Here is a 23,796-nt window from a genome sequence, read left to right as displayed (position 1 = left end):
CGATTTTTCCACTCCTAGTTTTAAAAACCTTGCACCTATTTTCTTTTTTATCAGCCTGAATCCCTTAATTTATCATGGTTTTGCATTTATATGGCTTACGCCACGCTCCGCTATCAGCATCCCCTAAGTAGGAAAAGGTTATAGATTAGACAGCACATCTTTTGCAGCGGCTAAAGTCTGTTCAATATCTTCATCTGTGTGAGCTAAAGAAGTAAAACCAGCCTCAAACTGAGAAGGTGCTAAGTAAATACCACGTTCTAACATCCCACGATGGAATCTGCCAAACTTAGCTGTATCAGACTTTTTCGCATCTTCATAGTTATGAACTGGCCCATTTGTAAAGAACAAACCAAACATGGCGCTGATACTACCACCACAAGCTGCATGACCTGTTTCTTTAGCAACTTTTAGTAACCCATCGGCCAGTTTTTTGGTAATCCGTTCTAGATAATCATAAGTACCGGGTTTTTGTAGTAATTCCAGTGTTTTGATTCCCGCAGTCATAGCTAGGGGATTACCAGAAAGAGTTCCAGCTTGATACACAGGGCCTGCGGGAGCAATCATTGACATGATATCGCGGCGACCACCATAAGCGCCTACGGGTAAACCACCACCGATGACTTTGCCCATTGTGGTTAAATCAGGAGTGATACCAAATTTTTCTTGAGCGCCACCGTAAGCAATACGGAAGCCAGTCATCACTTCATCAAATACTAATAAAGCTCCATGTTCCTGAGTAAGTTCCCGCAAACCTTCTAAGAAACCAGCATCGGGAGTAATAAAGCCAGCATTACCAACCACTGGTTCAAGAATTACACCAGCTATTTCGTCTCGGTTTTCTTCAAACAAAGCTTTGACAGCTTCTAGGTCATTAAAAGGTGCCGTTAAAGTGCTGCTAGTAGCGGCTTTGGGTACTCCTGGGGAGTCGGGTAAACCAAGGGTAGCTACACCAGAACCCGCTTTCACCAGGAACATATCAGCGTGACCGTGATAGCAGCCTTCAAACTTGATGATTTTCTCTCGGTTGGTGAAAGCTCGCATTAACCGGAGTACGGCCATACAAGCTTCAGTACCAGAATTGACAAATCTCACCATTTCGATGCTAGGAACAGCATCTATCACCATTTCTGCTAAGACATTTTCTAGTACAGAGGGAGCGCCAAAGCTAGTACCTTTTTCTAAAGCTTCATGAAGGGCAGTGATTACTTCTGGATGGGCATGACCGCAAATAGCAGGACCCCAAGTACCAACATAGTCAATGTATTTGTTGCCATCTACATCCCAAATATATGCTCCGTTAACGCGGTCAAATACGATAGGTTGTCCACCAACAGATTTAAAAGCGCGAACTGGAGAACTAACTCCTCCTGGCATCAGATTTTGAGCAGCAGCAAAGATTTCTTGTGATTTTGTGGTTTTAATTGTCGTGTTTACCAAGGTGATCTCCTATAAGTGGTGATTAAATTGAGCTTCTCTCTTAGGATAGGACTAAATAATGCTGAAAATTTCTATGCTCATAGAATTCGGTCAATCGGATACAAGGTGTAGGGTTCAGAGTGTAGGGAAGAAGATTTTATGCTGTAACTCCTGATGGGAGAGCGTGACATAATCCATAATTCTGAGATAAATTGCCCAAAATATGAACTCTGTTGTATTCGGAATGATATCTTGAATCCATTAATCATTCTTAACTAGAGCAAATTAGCTAATATGTCTTCTCCTGAACTGCAATACCTTCGGTCAGCTTCGCTAACGCTCCAATCTGCCATACCTGTTGACAAAATCCGTTACGATGACAAGGGTTTAGTTGCGGCTATTGTCCAAGATTATCTAGATGGTACCGTCTTGATGATGGCCTGGATGAATCAAGAGTCTTTACAAAAGACCCTGGAAACAGGAGAAACTTGGTTTTGGAGTCGTTCCCGTCAGGAGTTATGGCATAAAGGTGCTACATCTGGACATATCCAAAAGGTGCAGAATATCCGTTATGACTGTGATAGTGATGCTCTATTAGTCACTGTGGAGCAGTTGGGAGATATTGCTTGTCACACAGGAGAACGTAGTTGTTTTCACCAAGTTGAGGGGAAAATCGTCCCGCCACCAGCGGATATGTTATCCCAACTTTTCCAAGTGATATGCGATCGCCGTGATCATCCCAATGAAAATTCCTATACCTGTAAGTTGTTGGCTGGCGGTGATAATAAAATTTTGAAAAAGATAGGTGAGGAAAGCGCCGAGGTCGTGATGGCGTTTAAAGATAATGAAGCTGATGCGATCGCGGGTGAAGTTGCGGATCTGTTTTATCATACCCTGGTCGCCCTGGCTCATCATCAAGTTGATTTAAAAGCTGTTTATCGGAAATTACAAGAACGCCGGAAGTAGGTGGGGTGATATCAAGTCAAAAGTCAAAAGTCAAAAGTCAAAAGTCAAAATTAATAATTCCTGACTTCTGACTCCTGACTCCTAAAAAGTAAAAGTCGTCCTTAGTACCCCTACCAGTGTGGTGTCGTTGTTGCTATTCCCTTCAGGGTTAAACAGGACAAACGCACCAGGAGTAATGCTCACATTGTCATTGACACGAAAACGGTAATAACCTTCCAAATGGTAAGGAGTTGCTCTATCTACACCAGTAGCCGCAAGTTGGGCTGATCCACCAGCATCAGTACGATAAAGAGGTTGTCCAAAAAGTAACCCTGCCGAACTACCTTTTTGCAGCAGGTCATTAAAATGCAAGCCTACCATCCAACTGGTGAAAGTGGAAGAAGCATCTACACTATTGGAAGAGTCATCAACAAAGATAGCTGCACCATAACCAGATAAAGCAACTTTTGGAGAAAAGCGCCAGGTTAGGGTTCCACCAAAGGAATTGAGTTTTACAGGTGTTTCCAAATTCAGACCAGATGAAGAATCACCAGTTAAAGCATTAGTATCACTACTGGTTAAACCTGTACCTAAAATATTGATCTGGTGGTAACTATTGGCGTAGTTTAATCCCACATCTATAGATTTGGTGGGTTTAAATGTCAATTGGGCTGCAACTACGCTACTACCATTAAATACACCTGCACCTAAAGGTGTTCCAGGAAAACCTTGGTTTTCAGGTAAGTTAGCATTCACACTACCATACAAAGCTCGCAAATCTAAGCTGGGGGAAAAACTATAAATAAAACCCGCCGCTGAAGCTAAACCAGAACCGGAAGTACCACCAGAAACGCGCAGAACAGGATTTAAATTACCAAAACGGGAAATAGATTCTTGTCCTTCTCCATAGAAGGGTGTAATCGCAGGAAAAGCATCAGAAACTTCCGCCGCAGTCCCCGCAAACAAGGTTAATTTTTTGGCTACAGGGAAGATATACAGCAGTTTATAAAGCTCTAGTGAGTTTGCACCAACCCCACCTAAAGTTTTTACGTCAAGTCCAGGAAATTGGGGTTCAAAGCTAGTCCGCGCACTACTAGCACTTAATCCAGTTGTATCTGACAATCCCAGACTACCCTGGAGGCTACTACTACCACCCTGGAAATTATAAGCTTGTAACCCGGTGATCAGTAAGTCTTTACCTGTAAAACTGGTGGTGAGGTTTAAGCGAACTCGGTTAGTGAGAATGATATTAGGATTATCCTGATCAGGATCGCCGCCTGTGGCACCAATAGCCGCGATGATGGCTTCACCACTTAATTTGGTTGTGGTAGAAAATCTATTGGCTTCTAATTCTGCTGTACGTGCTTCTAATGCATCTACTCTACCTCTGAGGGTTGCCAGTTCGGCTGAAAATTCTTCTTGCAGTTTTTGTAGGGTAGCTAGGTCTTTTTTTGTTAATGAATCTCCTGTCGCGGTAGCAATTAATTCGTTAACTCTGTCTAAACAAGCATTTAAACCAGCAGCAAATTCATAGCGAGTCATGGCACGGTTGCCACGAAAAGTACCGTTGGGATAACCTGCAATACATCCATATCTCTCTACTAAAGATTGTAAAGCTTGAAAAGCCCAATCTTTTGGTTGTACGTCTGACAGTTGTGATACGGATGTTACTTGTTCTATCTCATCTGACGTTAAGGCTGGGGATGTTGATAAATCTGTACTTGGTTGTTTGTGAGTATCTGTTGGATTGATAGTAGCTGCTTTATTTAGCTCTGGGCTATCAACAGCCATTGCTTGTACAGGGTAAAATCCAGAGAGTAAGCAAATTAAACCTACTCCACCAGAATTTAGTATATTTACTTTCATGGTGACTGCTCACAGCTAAATTTTTATTGCATATTTCGTTTCCAGAGCTAGTATGGCTCTAGTTTTGCCACAATCAGAAATTAATGCTTAAAGTAAATCTTATGGCACAGTGGTAATTACAGGTTAAAAAGTTGTGATTAATATATTGAGGGGTGAGATTAAATACTACTTATATAAAAATTTGATACAAAGCAATTGTTAAGAATTTTTATACCTGTTTTTAAACATATAATATTAAGTTTTAGTAAATCCAAAGTGATATTAATACAACAAGGGCTAGTAACTGTTTTTGGATTCTAGCCTTCACTGAAAACTTTTCCTTTGAAAACCCAATTCTCATAACCTTTTAGAGCTTGATGTTGCACAACATTGTGAGCAAACCTTGATATTTTTGTAATTCTTATCATTAGCTGCTGTTATCCTCATTCATTCCACAGAGTTTCCACATAAAATTGACCAGTTTTCCACAGATGCGCTACGAATTCATAAACTCTTGGTGACTTACTGGGGATTTTATTGTTTTATGACAGTGAAACATCAGTGACTGAGATTTTATTGAATTTTGTAACAAAAATCTGGCTACAACCCTGATTGTTTCGTCAGTATTTATTCTTTAGCTACTAGTTTTTAACATTTCGCAGCATTGACAAACCCACCCCCTCTTAGCGCACAATGATTCGGCTTGGTTTTTTAGTCTATTCTCTCGTTAGTATCAAGTTTGTAGATTTACATCAGATGCAAGCGTGAATTATCAGGCTAAATACAAGCAAGATCTCCTGATGGACTTTATAGAAGGAAAATCTTATGAACACAAAAGTAAGTATCTTTACTGAGATTCCTGATACCCTCAACGAATCCCTAAAAAACTACCTAGAAACCCATCCTGATTGGGATCAAAACCGAGTATTGACTGCGGCGCTATCATTGTTTCTGCTTCAAAATGGAGATAGTGATCGCTGTGCTGCTCGGATCTATCTAGAAACTTTATTTCATCAGTGCTAAATAACACTACTTACAGTATCTATGTGCTGGCGGGGTTTCTACTGTGGTAGAAACTGCCATCAAGTAGCATTGATCCTCTTACTAAAGTGAAAGCTAACCATAAAGTCTCCACTGGGCAAGTCCATACTCTAAATAGGGCTTGCTGAATAAAGGTAAAACCTAGATGAATAAAGATTTTCAAGGGTTGAAAGTGGGAAAAAAGTACAAGGCTTTTACTGTCTAGGTTTTATCATCTGTTGATGTCCTAATCACCTTGCCCGTTGCTATATGTAAAGTTTTGTAACGGAAAAGGGTAAAGGTTTTTCCCTTTATCCCTTAACCGACAAGTATTAAGTTATCCCCGCTAAAAAATTGCCTAGGGGGGATCTCGATACAACAGTATACTCGTGTATTCATCCTCTAGGATCAAGTACCTAAAAGCAGGTAGACATATCATCTGAAATATTTGTTTGGCAGAAATTAAAAACACTTTTTGATTAGGATTTAACTTCTTGTTGAGGATGAGTAGGACATTCAAATTTATAACCTACACCACGTACAGTCTGGATTAACGCTGGCTGACCAGCATCAATCTCAATCTTCTTGCGAATTTGACCGATGTGAACATCAACAACCCTCTGGTCTCCTACATATTCATAGTCCCAGACTTCCTGGATCAACTCTGCTCGCCGCCACACTCGACCTGGGTGACTAGCTAAAAAATGCAACAAATCAAATTCTAGAGCTGTTAACGGTATTGGTTGGTTATCAAGCGACACTTCCCTCCGTACTGGGTCAATCATCAGTTTTTCAAAAATAAGGCGTTTTTGTTCTGCTGTCGTTACAACTCTCTGTCGCCTCAAAATTGCGGCTACTCTGACTTCTAACTCTCCCAGACCAAATGGTTTAGTGAGATAATCATCAGCACCTTTAGAAAAACCTCGAATTTTATCGGATTCATCTGTTCGGCTAGTCAACATAAGTACAAAAACACCATTACGACTTTGCATTTCTTGACATAGATTGAATCCGATAGCATCCGGCAAATTTATATCTAGAATTACCAAGTCAGGATTAAATTGCTCAAATAGAGCTAAAGCGGTTTTACCATCTTCCGCAGCTTCCACTTGATAGTTCTGTTTGATCAAAAAGCGTTGGATTAAATTCCGAACTGCGGGGTCGTCATCAACTACAAGAATCTTGGCAGGAGCCATGACCATCACTTTACACAAAAATTCATAGGATTAACAGGGTGATTGCGTAAAAACGCAATTCTCACATTGGCATTTATTAAGAATCTACAAGGGCCAGTTACAAGTATCCTGATTATTCAAATAAACTGTAATCAGAATAAAGAAAGATTTAGGCATCAATTTCCTGGTAATCAGGTCTGCACTTCAGTATATCTACTAAATGGTTGTTCTGACACTATCTGGCAACCTATTCCACTCATAATATTGTGTGAAGCCAAATATTGATAGTAGCCAGAGCCTTAACGAAGGCAGAGGGCAGGAGGCAGAGGGCAGGAGGCAGAGGGCAGAAGGCAGTTTTTGTAACGGGGATTTGTACACCGCGCCAAAAACTTTTCGCCTTAAACTGCGTTAACGTAGCGGGATGAAGTCCGGTTTTTGACCTGATTGTTTCGATAAATAAACCGGAATTACGCACGCAAGTTATCTGTGATAGCACAACGTGACGTAAGCCATGGACTGTGTGTAAGGGTATAGGGGTGTAGGGGTTTTCCTCTTCTCAACCTTGATTTTTCTATCACTTTACCCCTTTGTCCCAACCTTTAAGTTTTCGTTTTTTTGCGTAACTCCTAACACCTGTAAATCCCAAATTTTTTTTAGGTTTCAATGTCTTTTAAGCTGGTGATGAAATCCGTGTGGGGGATTTATCCCACAGCGACTGATGGTGTTATACTATTTGTAACAGGAAAGGTAATCAACCTGTATCAAAACCCAACTGCCTAAGGGCAATCTGTACCTTGACAATTGAATCTATGCGGTTCTACTGCATTGTTCTAGTTTCCTCCTAGCAGTAGGTAAAAGATTCATAGGAGCTAGACAACTCAGAATTTTGAAACAAAAACGTTTCAGTTAAACAGGAATTGCTCCAAATGCAACTACCGGAGGGCATCCGGAAAGTTAACGCTTGGGGAGAGTCCCACCTCTGGACTAGATAATGCAAGGATTCTAGTTCAAGTGGTCTCGTTGAACCAAGAATCCCCGTCTCTTGAGAGCAGGGAGTGTCAATCACAAAGACTACCGCTTAGTAAGGCTGAAGTTACAAACTGCCATGAGCGATCACAATCCCTACGATAAACTTGGGGTATCAGAAGATGCTAGCTTCGATGAAATTCAGGATGCTCGCAATCGCCTCTTAGAGCAACATGGTGGTGATGGCAAGGTTATGGAATTGATTGAAGCAGCTTATGATGCGATTCTAATGGAACGCTTACGGATGCGCCAAGAAGGAAAAATTAAAGTTCCTGAGCGTATTCGCTTTCCAGAAATGCGAGTTCAACCTCCTCAGCAAGAAAATCCTGCGGCTTATCAACATTCACCTGATTGGCTGCAAAGAATGTTAGATAAACCAAGTTTACCCGATGTACTATTGCCAGGAGCTTGGTATTTGGGTCTAAGTGCTATTACTCTATTTTACCCTGCTGCGGGCGATCAAATTTTACAGTTAGCATTGGTGATAGGCGTGGGAGTTAGTATTTATTTTCTGAATCGTAAGGAAAATAAATTTGGGCGATCTGTGTTGTTCACACTGACTGGTCTAATTATAGGTTTAATAGTCGGGGGATTAACAGCTACCTGGGTATTACAGCAAATGCCGTTTATTCATATCACATCAAATCAGTTTTCTACAGTTTTAACGTTTATCTTGATGTGGTTAATTAGCAGTTTTTTGTGTTAGAGCTAAGATTCTGAGGCTAAGTTTTTATTTAACCCAGAAAATGTCAGACAGAAGAAATTAAACATCATGACTAAGCTTTATAAAACAGGTAATGGTAAACTGATTCACACTAATGTGAATGGTAGTTTGAATATTTTAAGAAAAGTAGTCCCGACAGCGTTTAGTCTAGGGATAAGGGGCGTTGTAGTGCTTCCTATGCCTATGGCTCCTGCGTCGCCACGCAAGCTATCGGCACGGCTTCGCCGAACGGAGGAGCTTCGCTAACGCCCTGTCGGGGTTATTCCCAGTAAACAAATAGCATGAGATATTTGTCTATGCTTTTTGGAACTATAATGAGTAATTCTCCTGATACTGTGCATTCAAATCTCAAATCAAGTTTGTTTTGATAGAGTTGGAAAAATTTTTCATCTGTTAATTTGATGTTTAATTTTAAGTCAACAAGTCCCAACTTACATAACAGAGAATAGGTTGAATTTTAACAGATAATCTAGAGTTAAATATTATTTTTATCTACATATTCTCTCACTTCACTTTTTCACCTGGGATGACCCCAAACTTGTAGACTGTTCATAGACCTTCTTCAAAGTATTTACATCTCGTGTGGAAATAGAAGCAGGTTTGCGAACTTGGGAAAAATAAAGTGCATCTGTTGGTAGTGGACTGTGTCCCCAAATTCCTAAAGCATGACCGAGTTCATGACGTGCTGCTGCTTGCACATATTCCCCGGTTTGACTGGGACTTAACAGGATAGTAAAACGGTGAGATAAAACATTATTTTGATTGTATAACTCATAGGTTGTTAACGCAGAACGCGCACGAGGAATTTTACTAGCAGTTTCTATTTGTAAAGGTGGGGCTTTGCGGAAAATTCTAATATCAGCAACTGCCGAATTTTCTACTACTTCTAAAGGTAAATAAGTATTCCATTCTTGAACAGCTTGTAAAACACTATTAACCCATATTTGCGATTGTTTTTTATTTATTTCTGTGGGGGTTTCTATCTTTACTTTCACTGGAAAAAGCGACCAAATTAAATAACCAACTTTGGTAGATTGGATGTTATCAAAGTAATCACCACTATTGGTTTTATCTTGCCAATTTTTCAAGCTAGGTGGTAAAGGATAGGATTTTTGGGAAATAGGTAGAGAAATAGATAATTGAAAGTTTCTTTCCTGTTCCCTAAAAACAGCATTAACTGAAAAGTTAGTCAAAGTGACTAACAGTCCTGTACTCATAAATAAAGTCAGGACTGCTAGTAATTTCCACCCAATTAATCTGTTATTTCGAGTTTTGTATCTGGGCTTTTGGGATATTTTTCCCATTTTTACTTATTTGGGTAGCCAGTTAGCACTTAAAACTACTGTTAAACCGAGGAAAATTACTACTAACGCCCAAGTTACGCGATTTAGTGTATTTTCTGCGCTTTTGGTGCTACTAAATAGTTGAGCTTGTCCACCAATAGCACCAATACCATCACCTTTAGGGCTATGTAGTAAAACCAGTACAATTAAACCTAAAGCAGAAAAAGCCCAAATTCCTTGTACGATGCTAGTAACAGTCATACGCAATTAAAATTTCCGAAAGATGATATTGAATATTATTTAACCTAACACGGTTAATTAAAAATTTCTCTTCTTCCTCTCTTCCTTCGTGTCCTTCTTGCCTTCGTGGTTCATTCACTCTATCTCGAAGAAAACAGTTAACTATAGAAAGTTAACTGTTAACTCGAATATATTTTACAAACCTACTTGTGCAGGGGTACGAGTCAGTTGTAAATCATATTCTGCGGCTCTGAGGAGCGATCGCCCTGTCATTTCTGGAGGCTGAGGAAGTCGTAAAATATCCAGAATAGTGGGAGCAATGTCGGCTAACTTGCCATTATTTCGCAAATCCACATTTGTACCATATCCAGGTATTTTCACTTTTTCCCCTTCTACCAAGATGAAGGGAACAGGGTTAGTAGTATGGGCTGTCCAAGGATTACCGTCCTCATCTAGCATATACTCAGCATTACCGTGATCTGCTGTAATCAGCATTGTGCCGCCAATTTTGCCCACACTTTCTACAAGTCGGCCTAAACATCGATCAACGGTTTCAATAGCCGTGACTGTGGCTTCTACTTGTCCCGTATGCCCTACCATGTCAGGGTTAGCATAATTCATGACCACAAGGGAGTAGATGCCCTTTTCAATTGCAGCGATCGCCACATCTGTCACCGCTTTGGCTGACATTGCTGGTTCTTTGTCGTAGGTAGCGACCATTGGACTGCTGACAAGTTCCCGGTCTTCACCCTCACAAGGTTCTTCTAGTCCCCCATTAAAGAAATAGGTGACGTGAGCATATTTTTCAGTTTCCGCAGTCCGAAACTGTTTAAGACCATGATTAGCAATAACTTCACCCAGAATATTTGTCAAGTTCTGGGGAGTAAAGGCTACAGATACGGGTAACTCTGGGTCGTACTGAGTAAATGTCACAAAAGACAGAGGAGTAATTTGCCCTCTTGCAAAACCCTGAAAATCGGGACTAACAAAAGCTTGAGTTAATTGTCTGGCGCGGTCGGGGCGGAAATTGAAAAATATCACCCCATCTCCAGGTGCAACTGCGCCAGGAGCAATTCTAACAGGAAGAATAAACTCGTCGGTTACGCCTTCAGAATAGGATGCTTGCAACACTTCTAGCGCCGTAAGTCCATTACCAGCACCATCTTGTGTCATTACATCGTAGGCACGTTGGACTCGATCCCAACGGCGATCGCGGTCCATTGCATAATAACGACCGCTAACAGTCACTATCTGCCCTATTTCCTCGCGGTCTATATAATCTTGCAGTTGTTGGATGGCTTTAATGCCATCAGTTGGTGGTGTGTCACGCCCATCTGTAATAGCGTGAATACATACTTGTGAAAGCTGCTGTGACTTGGCTAAGTCAAGTAATCCAAACAGATGGGTAATATGTGAATGTACCCCTCCGTCAGAACAAAGCCCGACTAGATGTAACTTGCCATTTCGAGAGCGAACTTCCTGGCAAATTTTGACAAGTGCTGGGTTAGCGGCTAGAGAACCGTCTTCAACCGCATCCGAGATGCGTACCAGTTCTTGGGGAACCACACGCCCAGCGCCAATATTCAAATGACCAACTTCCGAGTTGCCCATTTGACCTTCTGGCAACCCTACGGCTTTTCCTGAAGTGCGGATGAGGGTGTGGGGATATGCTGTCCATAAACTGTCCATAATTGGCGTTTTAGCAGCAGCGATCGCGTTTCCGCGCTTGTCCTCACAGTAGCCCCATCCATCTAAAATGACTAGCACCACAGGAGCAACAGGTGCTTTGGTCATAGTAAAATTGCCCTTTACTTTTTGTAATAACCGAATGATACCACTACTAACCGCTAGTTGAAGAAAGAAGTTGAAGAAGAGAGGAGTATGGCTTCGCCACGCTATGCTTACGGCACACTACGTGAACGCTATCAGGAGTTCAGGGTAGAGAAATTGAGAAAATTGTTATTAATATTTAAGGAAGATATAGGAATCTGGCTTGATATCTGAAATTATCTATGTAGGCAGGCAAGAGGCACTCATGCAAGAGGCAAAAGGGTTTCAGAGAATTTAGGTATACGGAGTTTTTTTCAAAAATCAAATATGAGTCCTATAGCTGGTTTTTTTGTGTTTGGGTTTCCAAAAAACGAGCGTAGCAATATTGATCAGGATGAAAAAGAAGCCTTGAAAAAACTGTCATCAGAACTGCTGTCTTTAACAGCAGAGGCTATTGAAACAGCAAAATTGAAAGATGAATTAATAGAGGTAATCAGTAATCTTTCCCAACTTGCAATTAACTGCAAAACAAATATTTGCGTCCGGGGGTGTTGTAACCTAAATATAGAAAACAAATTGATCAAATTTTTAACTTTATAGATTCAATATTTGTTGTACTGTTAAATCCAATTCAGGAAAAGTCTTAGAAACAATTTTTTGATTATTTATAAATTCTACAACATCATAAAATCCTTCATCTAATAATAATATAGAAACTTTAGAATTAATCGGATCTACAATCCAATATTCTGGAATTTCTCGATTAGCATACTCTGTTCTTTTACGACGATAATCAGTATTTATAGAACCTTCGCTGACAATTTCTACTACTAATAATGGAGCAGTTTCTAAAACCGCAGGAGCATCAGGAGAATTTTGTCGCCATTCTTCACCGTTGATTATAGAAATATCTGGAATACGTGACTTGTTAAAAGTCGTTCTCACGCCTACTGTACCAGGAGTTACTAACCAGTCTAAACCCAAACGTTGAATTTCTAGGTAAAAAGCTATGTAAATAAAATTTACTATAGCTGCGTGTCCAAATACAGCAGGTGGCATTAACACTAACTCCCCATCAACTAATTCATATTTATTATCTGTACCATCATCGTAGGTTAGGTACTCCTCAAAAGTTATCTGCTTTACAGTTGTTTTAATCATAGATTTCTAGCTAGACTTGGGGTTCATAACTATTCTATCTAACGTAATTTGCCAGTTAGAAAACAGGTGACAGATAGCGGGAATTGTAATCAGTCACCTAGCTCCTAATTTTCTCTATTTTTTCTTTGCTGTCGCTTTAGCAGCTTTCGCGGCTTTCTTCGCGGCTTTCTCCGCTTCTATTGCTGCTAATTTTGCTTGTTCTTTCTCTTCCTCAATTTTATTCAGGTAGTAATGATAATCTCCCAAATAAACCCGAAATTCTCCATCCCGGATTTCTACAATTTTATTCGCAACTTGAGAGATAAAATAACGGTCGTGGGAAACTACAATTGCTGTACCATCGTAGTTTTGCAAAGCCTCTTCCATCATTTCCTTAGCAGGAATATCTAAGTGGTTAGTAGGCTCATCCAGAATGATTAAATTCGCTGGACGTAACAGCATTTTCGCTAATGCTAAACGAGCTTTTTCTCCTCCACTTAACGCCCCAACTTTTTTAAATACTGTGTCACCAGTAAATAAAAACCTTCCTAAAAGTGTGCGGACTTCTTCATTCTTCCAGTCAGGAACTTCATCATGAATAGTTTCCATGACTGTTTTATTCAAGTCTAATGCTTCTGCTTGGTTCTGTTCAAAGTAACCAGGGATAACATTATGATCTCCCAGTTTCACAGTTCCTTCTGTGGCTGGTTCTACACCCATAATCATTTTTAACAGTGTAGATTTTCCTGCACCGTTGGGACCTAAGAAAGCGATTCTATCTCCCCGTTCAATCAGCAAATTAGCACCTAAAAAGAGAATTTTATCTCCATAAACATGAGTTAAATCTTTGATTTCCACTACTTCCCGTCCGCTGCGAGGTGCGGGTGGAAAACGAAAATGCAGTGTTCTTACTCCTGCAATTGGTGCTTCAATCCGTTCTATTTTGTCTAGTTGTTTTTCTCGGCTTTTCGCTTGGGTACTGCGAGTTGCACTAGCGCGGAATTTATCTACAAACGCCTGTTGCTTTTCTAATTCTTTCTGTTGGCGTTCAAAAGCGTTAAGTTGTGCAGATTGATTTTCAGCTTTTTGTTGCAAGTAAGAAGAGTAATTACCAAGGTATGTACTAGAAACGCCACGTTCAGTTTCTACGATTTGTGTACAGAGACGGTCTAGAAATTCCCGGTCATGGGAAACTATCACCATTGGGGTAATTAATCCTCTCAGGTAATTTTCTAACCACTCAATGGTTTCTAAGTCTAAGTGGTTTGTCGGTTCGTCCAGCAGTAACAAATCTGGCTTTTGTAGCAGAATTTTACCTAAACTCATTCGCATCTGCCAACCACCGGAAAAGGCACTAACCAGGCGATCGCCATCTTCCACCTGAAACCCCATTTCTGGTAGAATTTTTCCAATTCGCGCATCTAAGCCATAACCATCCAAAGCTTCAAATTGGCGTTGCAAGCGATCTAACTTGTGAATCAGGTCATCTAATTCCTCTGGTGTAGCGGTTTCCATAGCACGCTGCACCTGAGCCAAGCCTAATTGCACTGCGTTGGCTTCTTTAAATACTGTCCAAAATTCTTCATTAACTGTACGAGTCGGGTCTACTTCAAACTCTTGGTTTAGATACGCTATGTGTAGACTCGCTGGACGAATAATTTCCCCAGCAGTTGGTTCAATTTCCCCGGAGATAATTTTCAGTTGGGTGGACTTTCCCGCACCGTTAACGCCAACTAAGCCAATGCGATCGCCTGGTTTGACTTCCCAGTTGATATCTTTCAGGACTTCGCCTGTAGGGTAAATTTTGCTGATATGTTCCAGTCTCAACATGAAGTATCTCTTTAGGTAGGGGGAATATGAGGGGTAAAGCTGAAATCGTCTTTAATCTTAACAAAATTTAACGACCAATTGATATCAATATCACTACTAAAAATAATATGTATATTTTTTTACTGGCAATAAGATAAATTAATTAAAAATACGGCTGATATGGGGATAATAAAAAAAATGGTATATCCTCCAGATCCTCAAACTTTGTTCTTAGTTTCGTCTAGTATGGCTGACAAACTATAACCTCAGAGATAAACCACAACTAAAGAGAAAATAAAAAATCAATCACAATCTTCACTGATGATTGAATATTATTCTCAATCTTATTCCCTTACCAGGATGTTTCTCTGCCCAATTTTGAGTTAGTTCTCAAGCAGATTGCAGATCAATAAAGTAAAGAATCTACATTCAAGGGAGTATCCCAAATGTGTAAGTTGATTTTTTTGAAATCTGGTAATTGCTCCCAGGCTTGATATGAATGTATCCCTTACGGAAGCCGGAGGTATTACCACGAAGAACGCAAAAGAAACGTTCGCGTAGCGTGCAGAAGGCATAGTTAAGATGGTTTAAGAGAGTTTTTAGTATTGCTGCATTTATTTTTGCTTTCATTGGGATACTGCTAAATTCAAAGCTGGACAACAAGCCAGTTTTACTCCTGACTCCTGTACGGGCGTTCGCGTAGCGTGCTGGAAGCATCAGCATTCGGGCGACCAATTATAAGTTTTTGTCCAAGGCTACTTTCCGAATGCTTCGCCCCTACGACTTCTGAATTCTGCTGTAATTTCTGTGATTATCTTGAACAAACTCATACATTCATAGTTAAATCCTAGGCTGACTTTGTAACAATAATTAACAAATTACAATCTACAAAATTTTATTATCTCCAAAAGGTTGACAATTTCCACTGTTGTAAAGAATTATCTTAGTGAAACCGGATAGTAAATAGTGAGGAAACTATGCATACAGTTATTCTCGTTCTGGTTGAAGTGTTAATTGTGATTGGACTATCACGACTGGTAGGACTAGCATTTAAATCAATTAAACAACCATTGGTCATTGGTGAAATTGTTGCTGGTATCATGTTGGGTCCATCATTATTTGGTTTGATTGCTCCCCATGCAGCAGCTACCCTGTTTCCACCAGAAACCATTCCTTTCCTGAATGTTTTATCTCAGGTAGGGCTAATATTTTTCATGTTTTTGATTGGTTTAGAACTAAATCCGAAATATCTAAGCAGTCAGTTAGAAGTGGCAATTCTGACTTCTCATGTCAGCATTTTAGTTCCTTTCTCTTTGGGCAGCATTCTATCAATAGTGCTTTATCCTCTCGTTTCTAGTGCTAGTGTATCTTTCACCGCCTTTGCCTTATTTTTAGGTGCGGCGATGTCAATTACAGCCTTTCCTGTGTTAGCGCGAATTATCACTGAAAATAATTTGCAAGGAACAAGGTTAGGGACATTAGCCTTAACTTGTGCTGCGGTGGATGATGTCACAGCTTGGTGTTTGTTAGCTCTAGCGATCGCCGTAGCTCGTCATGGTAGCATTGACCGCCAAGCTATCCTGACAATTATTGCCAGCCTTCTCTACATAGGCTTTATGTTCACCGTTGGGCGTTGGTTTCTTAAACGCCTAGTTACTCATTATCGCCGCGCTGGACGTTTGAGCCAATTTGTTCTGGCTTTAATTTACATGGGAGTTGTAGCTTCAGCCCTCATTACTGAACTAATTGGTATTCACCTAATTTTTGGGGCATTTTTATTAGGCGCAGCAATGCCTAAAAATGCCGAATTAGTCAGAGAATTAGCAGTAAAAACTGAAGATTTTGTCTTAATTTTTCTGCTGCCAGTGTTTTTTGCCTACAGTGGTTTAAGAACACAAATAGGCTTGCTAAATCGTCCTGAATTATGGGTTTTATGTGCGTTGGTTTTAGCCGTAGCTATTGTAGGTAAATACATTGGTACTTATGTAGCGGCTCGTGTCAGTGGCATTAATAAACGAGAAGCTTCTGCACTTGGTTGGTTAATGAATACTCGCGGTTTAACCGAATTAATTGTCTTAAATATTGGTTTAGAGTTGGGTGTAATTTCACCTTTGCTTTTCACCATGCTAGTCATTATGGCATTGGTGACAACATTTATGACATCACCATTACTAGAGTGGACATATCCAAAACGCTTGATCAAGTTAGATGTATTAGAACCAGAACCAGAACAGGAAACAGATACACAGGTGACAGAAAGTCTCGACTCTTTCGTTACCCCCTACCGAATTTTAGTACCCGTAGCTAACCCCAGTACCCAAAAAGGTTTGGTACAGTTAGCAGTAGCTATCGCTCTCAACTATCGACAACCTGCTGTTATCAATCCTCTCAGCCTGATTGAATTAGAAGAAGACTACGGTTTTGAAAGCACCCCAACCGAAGCTAACCGATTAATTGCCGAACGTCATCAACAGCTAGAAGAATTAATTAATACCTTAGAACCGGAAAATATCCGCTCCTACATACATCCCATCGTTCGTATATCCAGCAATGTTGCCAGAGAAACAGCACAAATAACCAAAATCGAACAGCCAGATTTAATTCTTGTGGGATGGCATCGTCCAGCCTTTAGTAACAATCGCTTAGGTGGAAGAGTTGGGCAAATTCTTACTACTGCCCCAGTAGATGTCGCAGTATTTGTGGATAAAGGCGGGGAACGTTTAGAAAGTTTACTAGTTCCTTATTCTGCAAATATCCATGATGATTTAGCCCTGATTGTCGCTCTGCGACTACTCATCAACCGTGATACTTGTATGTTGCAGATTTTACAAGTTTTAACAGGAAATCATACCCAAGATGAATTAAGTTATGAACTGCACAGATTGATTGAACAATTACCAACTAGTGTACGCGATCGCATAGAAATCAAAACCATACCCTTCCCAGAACCAATGGAAGCAGTAGTTACAGCTTCAGAAAATGTTGATTTAACCATTGCTGGTACTAGTCGCGCTTGGGGAATAGAAAGACAAACTCTAGGAAGATACACAGATGAACTAGCCATAAAATGCCGTTCCTCACTACTCATCACCCGTCGTTACAGTCAAGTAACTTCTCACCTTACTTCCTTGCTACCAGAAGTTAACCACCAAGAAATAATTCATCATTCGTAATTATTCTTAATTGCAAACAATAATTGATTGTAAAGCTGTAGCCAGAATAATTAGGACATTATTAATCCTTGAAACGTAGATATAACAAGGCTTTCCCTACTGCCTCCTGCCTTCTGCTTCCTGCTATAAGTGACAACTGACAAAATGATAAACCATTTTAACTTCAAATCTTTAGCCTTTTATGGAGTAGCGATCGCCTCCGTTCTCATCTTATTTAAAACCGTCACCGCCTACGGTGAAAATCATCTCCGCGCTACTACCCCTATTAACAACCGCTATCGTCTCAACCTAGCCACAAACTTGGCAAACTGCAAACAAACAAACACATTAGTTCTCAATATTCAACAGTCTGGTATTTACCTAAATGCCGCTTTATTCCCATTAACCACCACCAATACAGACACAGAACAACAGCTTCCGCTCTCAGGTATCTTGAAAAATCAACAACTGCAATTATCTGGAAATATTGACAGTTCCATCTTTTGTCAAACTCCTGCTTCCCAAACTAAACAAATTCAACCAATCACCATTCAAATGTCACAGATGAATACAGATAAAATTCCTGGACAAATAAAACTTGATCAAAATTCCACAATTTTAGAATTTACCACTCTACCTCAAACAGATCAAAAAGCCAATCCCAAATCTCAAAGCCATTAACATCATGAAAAATAAACTCAGAACCAGGAAATTTTCCCCTTCATATCTTCTTAGGATTAGCTTATTGAGCTTATGTGCAGGAATAACCTTAAATAATAGTATTAGTCTTGCTGTCACAACCGCAAAACTCAATAAGTGGCAGTTTAATCCTCAATCTCAACAACTAGAAATAACCCTTTCCGCAAGTACAAATCCTGAGTATTTCTACCTTGCAGAACCCCCGCGTTTAGTTGTAGATTTGCCTAATACCCAGTTAGGCAATGTAGATACCCATAAAAACTATTCTGGAAAAATCCAGAAAATTCGAGTTTCTCAATTTAGCCCGAACATTACACGCATTGTCATAGATTTAGAACCAGGTAGTTTTGTCGATACCAACCAGGTAAAACTTCAACCCATTTCCCCAAAAAACCCCACGCGCTGGGTATTAAGCCCCATTATCTCCCATAATAGCACTTCTGCCATCAATCAGCCATCCTCAAATCCTTTCCTGACTCTTCCACCACCAACCACCAATTTACCTATCAACCAAAAACCTTTTGTAATTGTACCGCCCCTCAATTCTCAAAACCCATCTTCACTATCCAACTTGATTATTCTCCCAGCTAATTCTCCCAATACTTCCGAGAATCGCAATCTCATTACAGCCCCTAATTCTCAGAACTATGTACAGCCAGTTCCTAATATTCCTATAATTGAATTTGGTCAGCCGCTACCCAACACTAAATAAAAACTCAAAAGTCAAAATAGGAAATAGGGAATGCGTGTATTTTCTTATGCTTCCTGACTCCTGACTCCTGACTCCTGAATTCTTTATTCTTAAAATCTTTCTGTATCCTGAGAAGGTCCGACTGCACCTGGTTGAGATAAAAAGAAGTTTTGTGCCGATTCATTCTGGTATATACACCTGATATCTGGCTTTTCACTATTTAAATCACCTGTAAAACCAAAGGTATTCAAACGATTTTTACATTCCCTGACCTGATCTGATGTCACCAGTTTTTTATTTTCTAAAATTGCCCAGTTATTTTGCCGGAGAACACATCCAGGACGAATATTCGGCTGGGCAACATAAACATTAAAAGGGTTAAGAGTCACAAATAGTCTGGCATCCATCACCATCGCACTAGCTCCATACTGCACACAAATTTCCGGGTTTGGTGCTTTAGTATCAATGAATTCACGGGAGGCCACATTTTGAGGACTTAATGTGCTTGTAGAACTAAACGCAATCCCAATCCCAATACCTAAAACCAGAACCCCCCCCAAAATTGCAATGGTTGTTAAATTCCATGCTGGGGATTGGAAAGCAGAGGGTTTAGAAGTAGTCGCTGATCTACCAGTTGATTTACGTCTCATTTTTGCTTGATCACCTTCATGCCAACTTGAGAGGGAGTATTTGGTTCTCTCCCTACTTCAGTATGACGAGTCTTGAAGAAAATTGTCTCTGATTTTTAAGAGTCAGCAATCAATTGCATAACAACTGACCACTGACTACTCACCATTAACTAACTTGCTAACAGAGTTTTTTCTAGCGGAGTCCAACGGAAATAGCGATCGCCACCCCGTTCAATCACCACTTTTACCCGTGGTTCTAGCTTGGGTAACTCAGCTAAATACTCGACTTCTTGATCAGAAAGGATATGTCCCTCAATAATCCACAGCAACAACCCCTTAGACTTAGGTGGTAACTGTTCCAGATGAGAACTGATCATTGGAGGTAGATAGTACACTTCACCCACTGCGGCACCGCTACCAGTGCTTTTTTTACCCAGATGGGGAGGTCTAACTCCATGAACTCTCGTCAGATAGGCTGCCACATCTCCTAATCCCCTTGCAGTAATATGCAGATTAATATAGCCCGCAGCTCTTAATCGACGGCGATATCGACCTTCATATCCCCCTTCCAGAGGAACATATACACCCAGAGCGCCAAATTTCTCCAAATCACGGATTAAACCATTGCCAGTGGTAATTAGTGCCATAGATTTCCGTCTTATCCCACTTAATATATCTCTATTATTTACCTTTTGATGGTAGATTAAGTTAGATTAAGTCATTGAATTTTAGCAATATCAGGCATCGAGCGTAGGCAAGTAATGTCCAGGTGACATTTATCCACAAAGGAAAATCTGCCCCATAGATTACTGGACAAAAACAAATCAATGATTTATAATATTAGATTGTGACCAAATAGCAAACTTAGTCAGTCATCTCAAATTTAGCGATTTCCACCGTTGTAAGCATCACCCGCTGATAGCTTAAATAATTCCTTCAAGAATAATCTGGTAGAAATGTACAAGAGGCTGTTAAACTAAAAGAGCTTTAAGGTCAAATCAAGAAGCTTAGGACTACTAACCCAAAGTCAAACATCAAGCTTCAGCCCATTTTCACTCCCGCAGCCCCTAAAAAGAAGGCAAATCCTCAAACAGTAGTTTAAGGTATTTACAGACGTAGAGCCTGAATAGCAATTTTCAGGAAACGGATACTGAGTGGAAATTCGCCACTTAAGTCCTACTACACTTCGGAGAGTGCCAGAGCAATCGCTTGGACGAAAGCATTGCTGCACAAAGCGCAAAGCAATAACGTCTTGATTGATTCCAGAAGTAACGCCTTTTCATCGGGAAGGTAATTATTACTGTTCTGGTGAACAAGCGAGTGAAAAATAAACGGATTCACCAAACAGGAGAGTCATAGTTTGTTGCGTCACAAAGAATTTGCACTGTCTAACGCCAGTCCAAATTTGGAAGGATAGTCCTTCTAAAATGACGTTGCTCGAACTTGTCTCTAACAAATCCGATTCCAAGGTCAGCAACTAGAAAGGAGAACCAGTTACTGTGTCTGTAGGTATTCTCGGCACCAAGCTGGGCATGACCCAAATATTTGACGATGCAGGAGTAGCCATTCCTGTCACCGTAATTCAAGCTGGGCCATGCACTGTTACACAAATTAAAACAAAACAGACCGACGGTTATTCTGCCATTCAAGTTGGTTATGGCGAAGTTAAACCCAAGGCATTGAACAAACCACTACTAGGTCACTTGGCAAAATCATCTGCCCCAGCATTGAGGCACTTGAATGAGTATCGCACCGATACTTCCAGTGATTATGCATTAGGTCAAGAAATTAAGGCAGATATTTTTAGTGCTGGTCAAATTGTAGATGTAATCGGTACAAGTATCGGTCGTGGTTTTGCAGGCAACCAGAAGCGTAACAACTTCGGTCGCGGTCCCATGTCACATGGTTCTAAAAACCACAGAGCGCCTGGTTCTATCGGTGCAGGTACAACCCCCGGTCGTGTTTATCCTGGAAAACGGATGGCAGGAAGATTGGGAGGTACTCGTGTCACAATTCGCAAACTGACCATAGTACGAGTAGATGCAGAACGCAACCTAATTCTGGTGAAGGGAGCTATTCCTGGCAAACCAGGCGCATTAGTGAACGTTGTACCCACAAATAAAGTTGGTAGTAAATAGTTTTAGTTGTTTAGCCGTCAGCATCAACTGACCACTGGCAACCGACAAAGGACACAAAGATGGTTGAGAGTGTAGTTAAAAATTGGCAAGGAGAACAAGTTGGTCAGACCAGCTTCGAGTTGCGAGTTGCCAAAGAAGAAACAGCGGCACACATAGTACACCGCGCCCTCGTCAGACAAATGACTAATTCTCGCCAAGGTACAGCCAGCACCAAAACCCGTTCTGAAGTACGTGGTGGCGGTCGCAAACCTTGGCGGCAAAAAGGCACAGGTCGCGCTCGTGCTGGTTCCATTCGTTCACTCTTATGGCGTGGTGGTGGTGTAATCTTTGGACCCAAACCCAGAGATTTCAACCTCAAGCTCAACCGGAAAGAGCGACGTTTGGCACTGCGGACAGCCTTCGTTAGTCGATTAGAAGATTTAATTGTTGTAGAAGAATTTAGCAGCGAACTACAACGCCCTAAAACCAAGGAATTGGTAGCAGCATTAGCCCGTTGGGGAGCAGCACCAGAACAAAAATCCTTGTTAATTTTGTCCGAAATAGCAGAAAACGTACAATTGTCAGCCCGCAACATAGAGAACTTAAAGCTCATTGCTGCTGACCAACTGAATGTTTACGATTTGCTACACGCTGACAAAATTGTAGTTACACCAGCAGCCTTAGAAAAAATTCAGGAGGTCTACAGTGCCTAACTTTGACCCCCGCAACCTTGCCGACTTAGTGCGTCGCCCCATTCTGACTGAAAAGGCGACCATCCTGATGGAGCAAAATAAATACACCTTTGAAGTAACTCCAAAATCGAGTAAGCCGGAAATTAAGGCGGCTATTGAAGACTTATTTCAAGTCAAAGTCGTCAAAGTCAACACCGCTTTACCACCACGCAAAAAGCGTCGGGTTGGTAAATTTATTGGATTTAAGCCCCAATACAAAAAAGCTATTGTCACCGTTGCACCAGGAGACGAAGAGAAAATTAGACAAGTTCTCTTCCCAGACGTTTAAGCATTTTAGATTTTAGATTTTAGATTGGGCTAATAAATAATCGCCAAACAAACAATTAAAAATCGAAATCAAAATCGAAAACTTCTAACTCCAAAATCCAAAATCCAAAATCCAAAATCGTTTATGGGTACTCGTTCTTATCGCCCTTATACCCCCAGTACTCGCCAAGTTACAATCTCCGACTTTGCGGAAATCACGAAAACTGAACCAGAAAAATCACTGACAGAATCAGTACATCGTGCCAAAGGTCGGAATAATCAAGGGCGGATAACCAGCCGTCGTCGGGGAGGCGGACACAAACAACTTTACCGGATTATCGACTTTAAGAGAGATAAGCGGGATATTGCAGGTACAGTCACAGCCATTGAATATGATCCCAACCGGAATGCGCGAATCGCTTTAGTTGTATACGAAGATGGCGAAAAACGCTATATTCTGCATCCCAATGGCTTAAAAGTAGGCACAACAATTATTGCTGGTGTTGATGCTCCTTTTGAAGATGGTAACGCCTTACCTCTGTCTAAGATTCCTTTGGGTACTAATGTTCACAACGTGGAAATGACACCAGGCAAAGGTGGTCAAATTGTCCGTGCGGCTGGGGCTACAGCCCAAGTTGTGGCTAAAGAAGGTAATTATGTCACCCTCAAGTTGCCTTCTGGTGAAGTTCGCATGGTGCGCCGCGAATGTTACGCCACTATCGGACAAGTAGGAAATACAGATGCCAGAAACCTAAGTGCTGGTAAAGCGGGACGGAATCGCTGGAAAGGTCGCCGTCCCAAGGTCAGAGGTAGTGTCATGAACCCAGTTGACCACCCACATGGTGGTGGTGAAGGTAGAGCGCCCATCGGTAGATCAGGTCCTGTGACACCTTGGGGTAAACCTGCTTTGGGTGCAAAGACACGCAAGCGCAAGAAAGCAAGCACTAAATTAATTGTCCGTCGCCGTCGTAAATCTTCTAAACGCGGTCGGGGTGGTCGTCAGTCTTAGAATTTTAGATTTTAAATTTTGGATTTTAGATTCGGTCTACTTGTAGGCATCTAAAAATTTAGAGGAGTCTGAGCAAGAAACCTCATGATCCAAAATCCGAAATTCTCA

22 protein-coding genes are annotated in these 23,796 nt (G+C 40.8%); 12 read left to right on the top strand and 10 right to left on the bottom strand.

Annotated features, from left to right (window positions below):
• Positions 1–138: 138 nt before the first annotated feature.
• Positions 139–1,437: a glutamate-1-semialdehyde 2,1-aminomutase gene (hemL, locus tag A0J48_RS12640; protein WP_200323546.1), complete on the bottom strand. Its 1,299-nt coding sequence runs from the start codon at positions 1,435–1,437 to the stop codon at positions 139–141.
• A gap of 273 nt (positions 1,438–1,710) precedes the next feature.
• Here hemL and hisIE point away from each other — a divergent pair, with 273 nt between their 5' ends.
• The gene (hisIE, locus tag A0J48_RS12635; protein ID WP_200323545.1) at positions 1,711–2,382 is read left to right on the top strand and encodes a bifunctional phosphoribosyl-AMP cyclohydrolase/phosphoribosyl-ATP diphosphatase HisIE; all 672 of its coding nucleotides are present in this window, start codon (positions 1,711–1,713) and stop codon (positions 2,380–2,382) included.
• Between the two features lie 81 nt (positions 2,383–2,463).
• Here hisIE and A0J48_RS12630 read toward each other — a convergent pair whose 3' ends face one another.
• Complete coding sequence (locus A0J48_RS12630) at positions 2,464–4,227, bottom strand: iron uptake porin (protein WP_200323544.1); 1,764 nt, start codon at positions 4,225–4,227, stop codon at positions 2,464–2,466.
• Between the two features lie 804 nt (positions 4,228–5,031).
• Between A0J48_RS12630 and A0J48_RS12625 the strand changes: the two genes are divergently transcribed.
• Positions 5,032–5,229, top strand: a complete 198-nt coding sequence (locus tag A0J48_RS12625) for a DUF2811 domain-containing protein (RefSeq protein WP_200323543.1) — start codon at positions 5,032–5,034, stop codon at positions 5,227–5,229.
• Positions 5,230–5,705: 476 nt separating this feature from the next.
• On the opposite strand, the gene A0J48_RS12620 is transcribed toward A0J48_RS12625, so the two are convergent.
• A complete protein-coding gene (locus A0J48_RS12620; protein WP_200323542.1) occupies positions 5,706–6,422 on the bottom strand; it encodes a response regulator transcription factor in 717 nt (238 codons plus the stop codon).
• A 1,084-nt stretch (positions 6,423–7,506) separates the two neighbouring features.
• Between A0J48_RS12620 and A0J48_RS12615 the strand changes: the two genes are divergently transcribed.
• Complete coding sequence (locus A0J48_RS12615) at positions 7,507–8,133, top strand: CPP1-like family protein (RefSeq protein ID WP_200323541.1); 627 nt, start codon at positions 7,507–7,509, stop codon at positions 8,131–8,133.
• 527 nt (positions 8,134–8,660) lie between these two features.
• On the opposite strand, the gene A0J48_RS12610 is transcribed toward A0J48_RS12615, so the two are convergent.
• The 3 genes from A0J48_RS12610 to gpmI all read right to left on the bottom strand — a co-directional run bounded on the left by A0J48_RS12610 (position 8,661) and on the right by gpmI (position 11,468).
• On the bottom strand, positions 8,661–9,455 hold the full coding sequence (locus A0J48_RS12610; protein ID WP_200323539.1) for a peptidase: 795 nt from the start codon (positions 9,453–9,455) through the stop codon (positions 8,661–8,663).
• A 6-nt stretch (positions 9,456–9,461) separates the two neighbouring features.
• Positions 9,462–9,695: a preprotein translocase subunit SecG gene (secG, locus tag A0J48_RS12605; RefSeq protein WP_200323525.1), complete on the bottom strand. Its 234-nt coding sequence runs from the start codon at positions 9,693–9,695 to the stop codon at positions 9,462–9,464.
• A gap of 174 nt (positions 9,696–9,869) precedes the next feature.
• On the bottom strand, positions 9,870–11,468 hold the full coding sequence (gpmI, locus tag A0J48_RS12600) for a 2,3-bisphosphoglycerate-independent phosphoglycerate mutase (RefSeq protein ID WP_200323523.1): 1,599 nt from the start codon (positions 11,466–11,468) through the stop codon (positions 9,870–9,872).
• An 87-nt stretch (positions 11,469–11,555) separates the two neighbouring features.
• Here gpmI and A0J48_RS27430 point away from each other — a divergent pair, with 87 nt between their 5' ends.
• Positions 11,556–11,678: a hypothetical protein gene (locus tag A0J48_RS27430; protein WP_267910303.1), complete on the top strand. Its 123-nt coding sequence runs from the start codon at positions 11,556–11,558 to the stop codon at positions 11,676–11,678.
• A 93-nt stretch (positions 11,679–11,771) separates the two neighbouring features.
• Positions 11,772–12,044, top strand: coding sequence for a type II toxin-antitoxin system RelE/ParE family toxin (locus A0J48_RS26955; RefSeq protein WP_234300881.1), 273 nt, complete (start codon positions 11,772–11,774; stop codon positions 12,042–12,044).
• On the opposite strand, the gene A0J48_RS12590 is transcribed toward A0J48_RS26955, so the two are convergent.
• Together A0J48_RS12590 and A0J48_RS12585 are read right to left on the bottom strand one after the other, a co-directional pair.
• On the bottom strand, positions 12,039–12,605 hold the full coding sequence (locus A0J48_RS12590) for a Uma2 family endonuclease (RefSeq protein WP_200323521.1): 567 nt from the start codon (positions 12,603–12,605) through the stop codon (positions 12,039–12,041). The genes A0J48_RS26955 and A0J48_RS12590 overlap by 6 nt on opposite strands.
• Before the next feature lie 114 nt (positions 12,606–12,719).
• On the bottom strand, positions 12,720–14,414 hold the full coding sequence (locus A0J48_RS12585) for an ABC-F family ATP-binding cassette domain-containing protein (RefSeq protein WP_200323519.1): 1,695 nt from the start codon (positions 14,412–14,414) through the stop codon (positions 12,720–12,722).
• A gap of 956 nt (positions 14,415–15,370) precedes the next feature.
• On the opposite strand from A0J48_RS12585, the gene A0J48_RS12580 reads away from it, so the two are divergent.
• From A0J48_RS12580 to A0J48_RS12570, 3 genes are all read left to right on the top strand, one after another.
• A complete protein-coding gene (locus A0J48_RS12580) occupies positions 15,371–17,566 on the top strand; it encodes a cation:proton antiporter (protein WP_200323517.1) in 2,196 nt (731 codons plus the stop codon).
• 144 nt (positions 17,567–17,710) lie between these two features.
• Entirely contained in the window at positions 17,711–18,226 is a 516-nt protein-coding gene (locus A0J48_RS12575) for a hypothetical protein (protein WP_200323515.1), read from the top strand.
• Positions 18,227–18,230: 4 nt separating this feature from the next.
• Entirely contained in the window at positions 18,231–18,956 is a 726-nt protein-coding gene (locus A0J48_RS12570; RefSeq protein ID WP_200323513.1) for an AMIN domain-containing protein, read from the top strand.
• Positions 18,957–19,045: 89 nt separating this feature from the next.
• Here the strand turns inward: A0J48_RS12570 and A0J48_RS12565 are convergent, their stop codons facing one another.
• Together A0J48_RS12565 and ndhN are read right to left on the bottom strand one after the other, a co-directional pair.
• The gene (locus A0J48_RS12565) at positions 19,046–19,585 is read right to left on the bottom strand and encodes a DUF3172 domain-containing protein (protein ID WP_200323512.1); all 540 of its coding nucleotides are present in this window, start codon (positions 19,583–19,585) and stop codon (positions 19,046–19,048) included.
• A 149-nt stretch (positions 19,586–19,734) separates the two neighbouring features.
• Positions 19,735–20,211 carry an NAD(P)H-quinone oxidoreductase subunit N gene (gene ndhN / locus A0J48_RS12560; protein WP_200323511.1) on the bottom strand — a complete coding sequence of 159 codons (477 nt, stop codon included), beginning with the start codon at positions 20,209–20,211 and terminating at the stop codon, positions 19,735–19,737.
• Positions 20,212–21,063: 852 nt separating this feature from the next.
• Here ndhN and rplC point away from each other — a divergent pair.
• From rplC to rplB, 4 genes are all read left to right on the top strand, one after another.
• Positions 21,064–21,702, top strand: coding sequence for a 50S ribosomal protein L3 (gene rplC, locus A0J48_RS12555; protein WP_200323510.1), 639 nt, complete (start codon positions 21,064–21,066; stop codon positions 21,700–21,702).
• A 59-nt stretch (positions 21,703–21,761) separates the two neighbouring features.
• Entirely contained in the window at positions 21,762–22,394 is a 633-nt protein-coding gene (gene rplD, locus A0J48_RS12550; protein ID WP_200323509.1) for a 50S ribosomal protein L4, read from the top strand.
• Entirely contained in the window at positions 22,387–22,701 is a 315-nt protein-coding gene (locus A0J48_RS12545) for a 50S ribosomal protein L23 (RefSeq protein WP_200323508.1), read from the top strand. The genes rplD and A0J48_RS12545 overlap by 8 nt, the downstream gene beginning before the upstream one ends.
• A 123-nt stretch (positions 22,702–22,824) precedes the next feature.
• Positions 22,825–23,688 carry a 50S ribosomal protein L2 gene (gene rplB / locus A0J48_RS12540; RefSeq protein ID WP_200323507.1) on the top strand — a complete coding sequence of 288 codons (864 nt, stop codon included), beginning with the start codon at positions 22,825–22,827 and terminating at the stop codon, positions 23,686–23,688.
• Positions 23,689–23,796 lie beyond the last annotated feature (108 nt).

Origin of the sequence: Sphaerospermopsis aphanizomenoides BCCUSP55, assembly GCF_001586785.1 — a bacterium.
GTDB lineage: Bacteria > Cyanobacteriota > Cyanobacteriia > Cyanobacteriales > Nostocaceae > Sphaerospermopsis_A > Sphaerospermopsis_A aphanizomenoides_A.
The sequence above is the reverse complement of the archived record's forward strand: the minus strand, read 5'-3'. Positions and strand labels throughout refer to the sequence as shown.

Excerpts from the sequence above, each read along its gene's own strand:
- hisIE (WP_200323545.1), top strand. The coding sequence starts at position 1,711 with ATGTCTTCTCCTGAACTGCAATACCTTCGGTCAGCTTCGCTAACGCTC.
- A0J48_RS12630 (WP_200323544.1), bottom strand. The coding sequence starts at position 4,227 with ATGAAAGTAAATATACTAAATTCTGGTGGAGTAGGTTTAATTTGCTTA.
- A0J48_RS12625 (WP_200323543.1), top strand. The coding sequence starts at position 5,032 with ATGAACACAAAAGTAAGTATCTTTACTGAGATTCCTGATACCCTCAAC.
- A0J48_RS12620 (WP_200323542.1), bottom strand. The coding sequence starts at position 6,422 with ATGGCTCCTGCCAAGATTCTTGTAGTTGATGACGACCCCGCAGTTCGG.
- A0J48_RS12615 (WP_200323541.1), top strand. The coding sequence starts at position 7,507 with ATGAGCGATCACAATCCCTACGATAAACTTGGGGTATCAGAAGATGCT.
- A0J48_RS12610 (WP_200323539.1), bottom strand. The coding sequence starts at position 9,455 with ATGGGAAAAATATCCCAAAAGCCCAGATACAAAACTCGAAATAACAGA.
- secG (WP_200323525.1), bottom strand. The coding sequence starts at position 9,695 with ATGACTGTTACTAGCATCGTACAAGGAATTTGGGCTTTTTCTGCTTTA.
- gpmI (WP_200323523.1), bottom strand. The coding sequence starts at position 11,468 with ATGACCAAAGCACCTGTTGCTCCTGTGGTGCTAGTCATTTTAGATGGA.
- A0J48_RS27430 (WP_267910303.1), top strand. The coding sequence starts at position 11,556 with ATGGCTTCGCCACGCTATGCTTACGGCACACTACGTGAACGCTATCAG.
- A0J48_RS26955 (WP_234300881.1), top strand. The coding sequence starts at position 11,772 with ATGAGTCCTATAGCTGGTTTTTTTGTGTTTGGGTTTCCAAAAAACGAG.
- A0J48_RS12590 (WP_200323521.1), bottom strand. The coding sequence starts at position 12,605 with ATGATTAAAACAACTGTAAAGCAGATAACTTTTGAGGAGTACCTAACC.
- A0J48_RS12585 (WP_200323519.1), bottom strand. The coding sequence starts at position 14,414 with ATGTTGAGACTGGAACATATCAGCAAAATTTACCCTACAGGCGAAGTC.
- A0J48_RS12580 (WP_200323517.1), top strand. The coding sequence starts at position 15,371 with ATGCATACAGTTATTCTCGTTCTGGTTGAAGTGTTAATTGTGATTGGA.
- A0J48_RS12575 (WP_200323515.1), top strand. The coding sequence starts at position 17,711 with ATGATAAACCATTTTAACTTCAAATCTTTAGCCTTTTATGGAGTAGCG.
- A0J48_RS12570 (WP_200323513.1), top strand. The coding sequence starts at position 18,231 with ATGAAAAATAAACTCAGAACCAGGAAATTTTCCCCTTCATATCTTCTT.
- A0J48_RS12565 (WP_200323512.1), bottom strand. The coding sequence starts at position 19,585 with ATGAGACGTAAATCAACTGGTAGATCAGCGACTACTTCTAAACCCTCT.
- ndhN (WP_200323511.1), bottom strand. The coding sequence starts at position 20,211 with ATGGCACTAATTACCACTGGCAATGGTTTAATCCGTGATTTGGAGAAA.
- rplD (WP_200323509.1), top strand. The coding sequence starts at position 21,762 with ATGGTTGAGAGTGTAGTTAAAAATTGGCAAGGAGAACAAGTTGGTCAG.
- rplB (WP_200323507.1), top strand. The coding sequence starts at position 22,825 with ATGGGTACTCGTTCTTATCGCCCTTATACCCCCAGTACTCGCCAAGTT.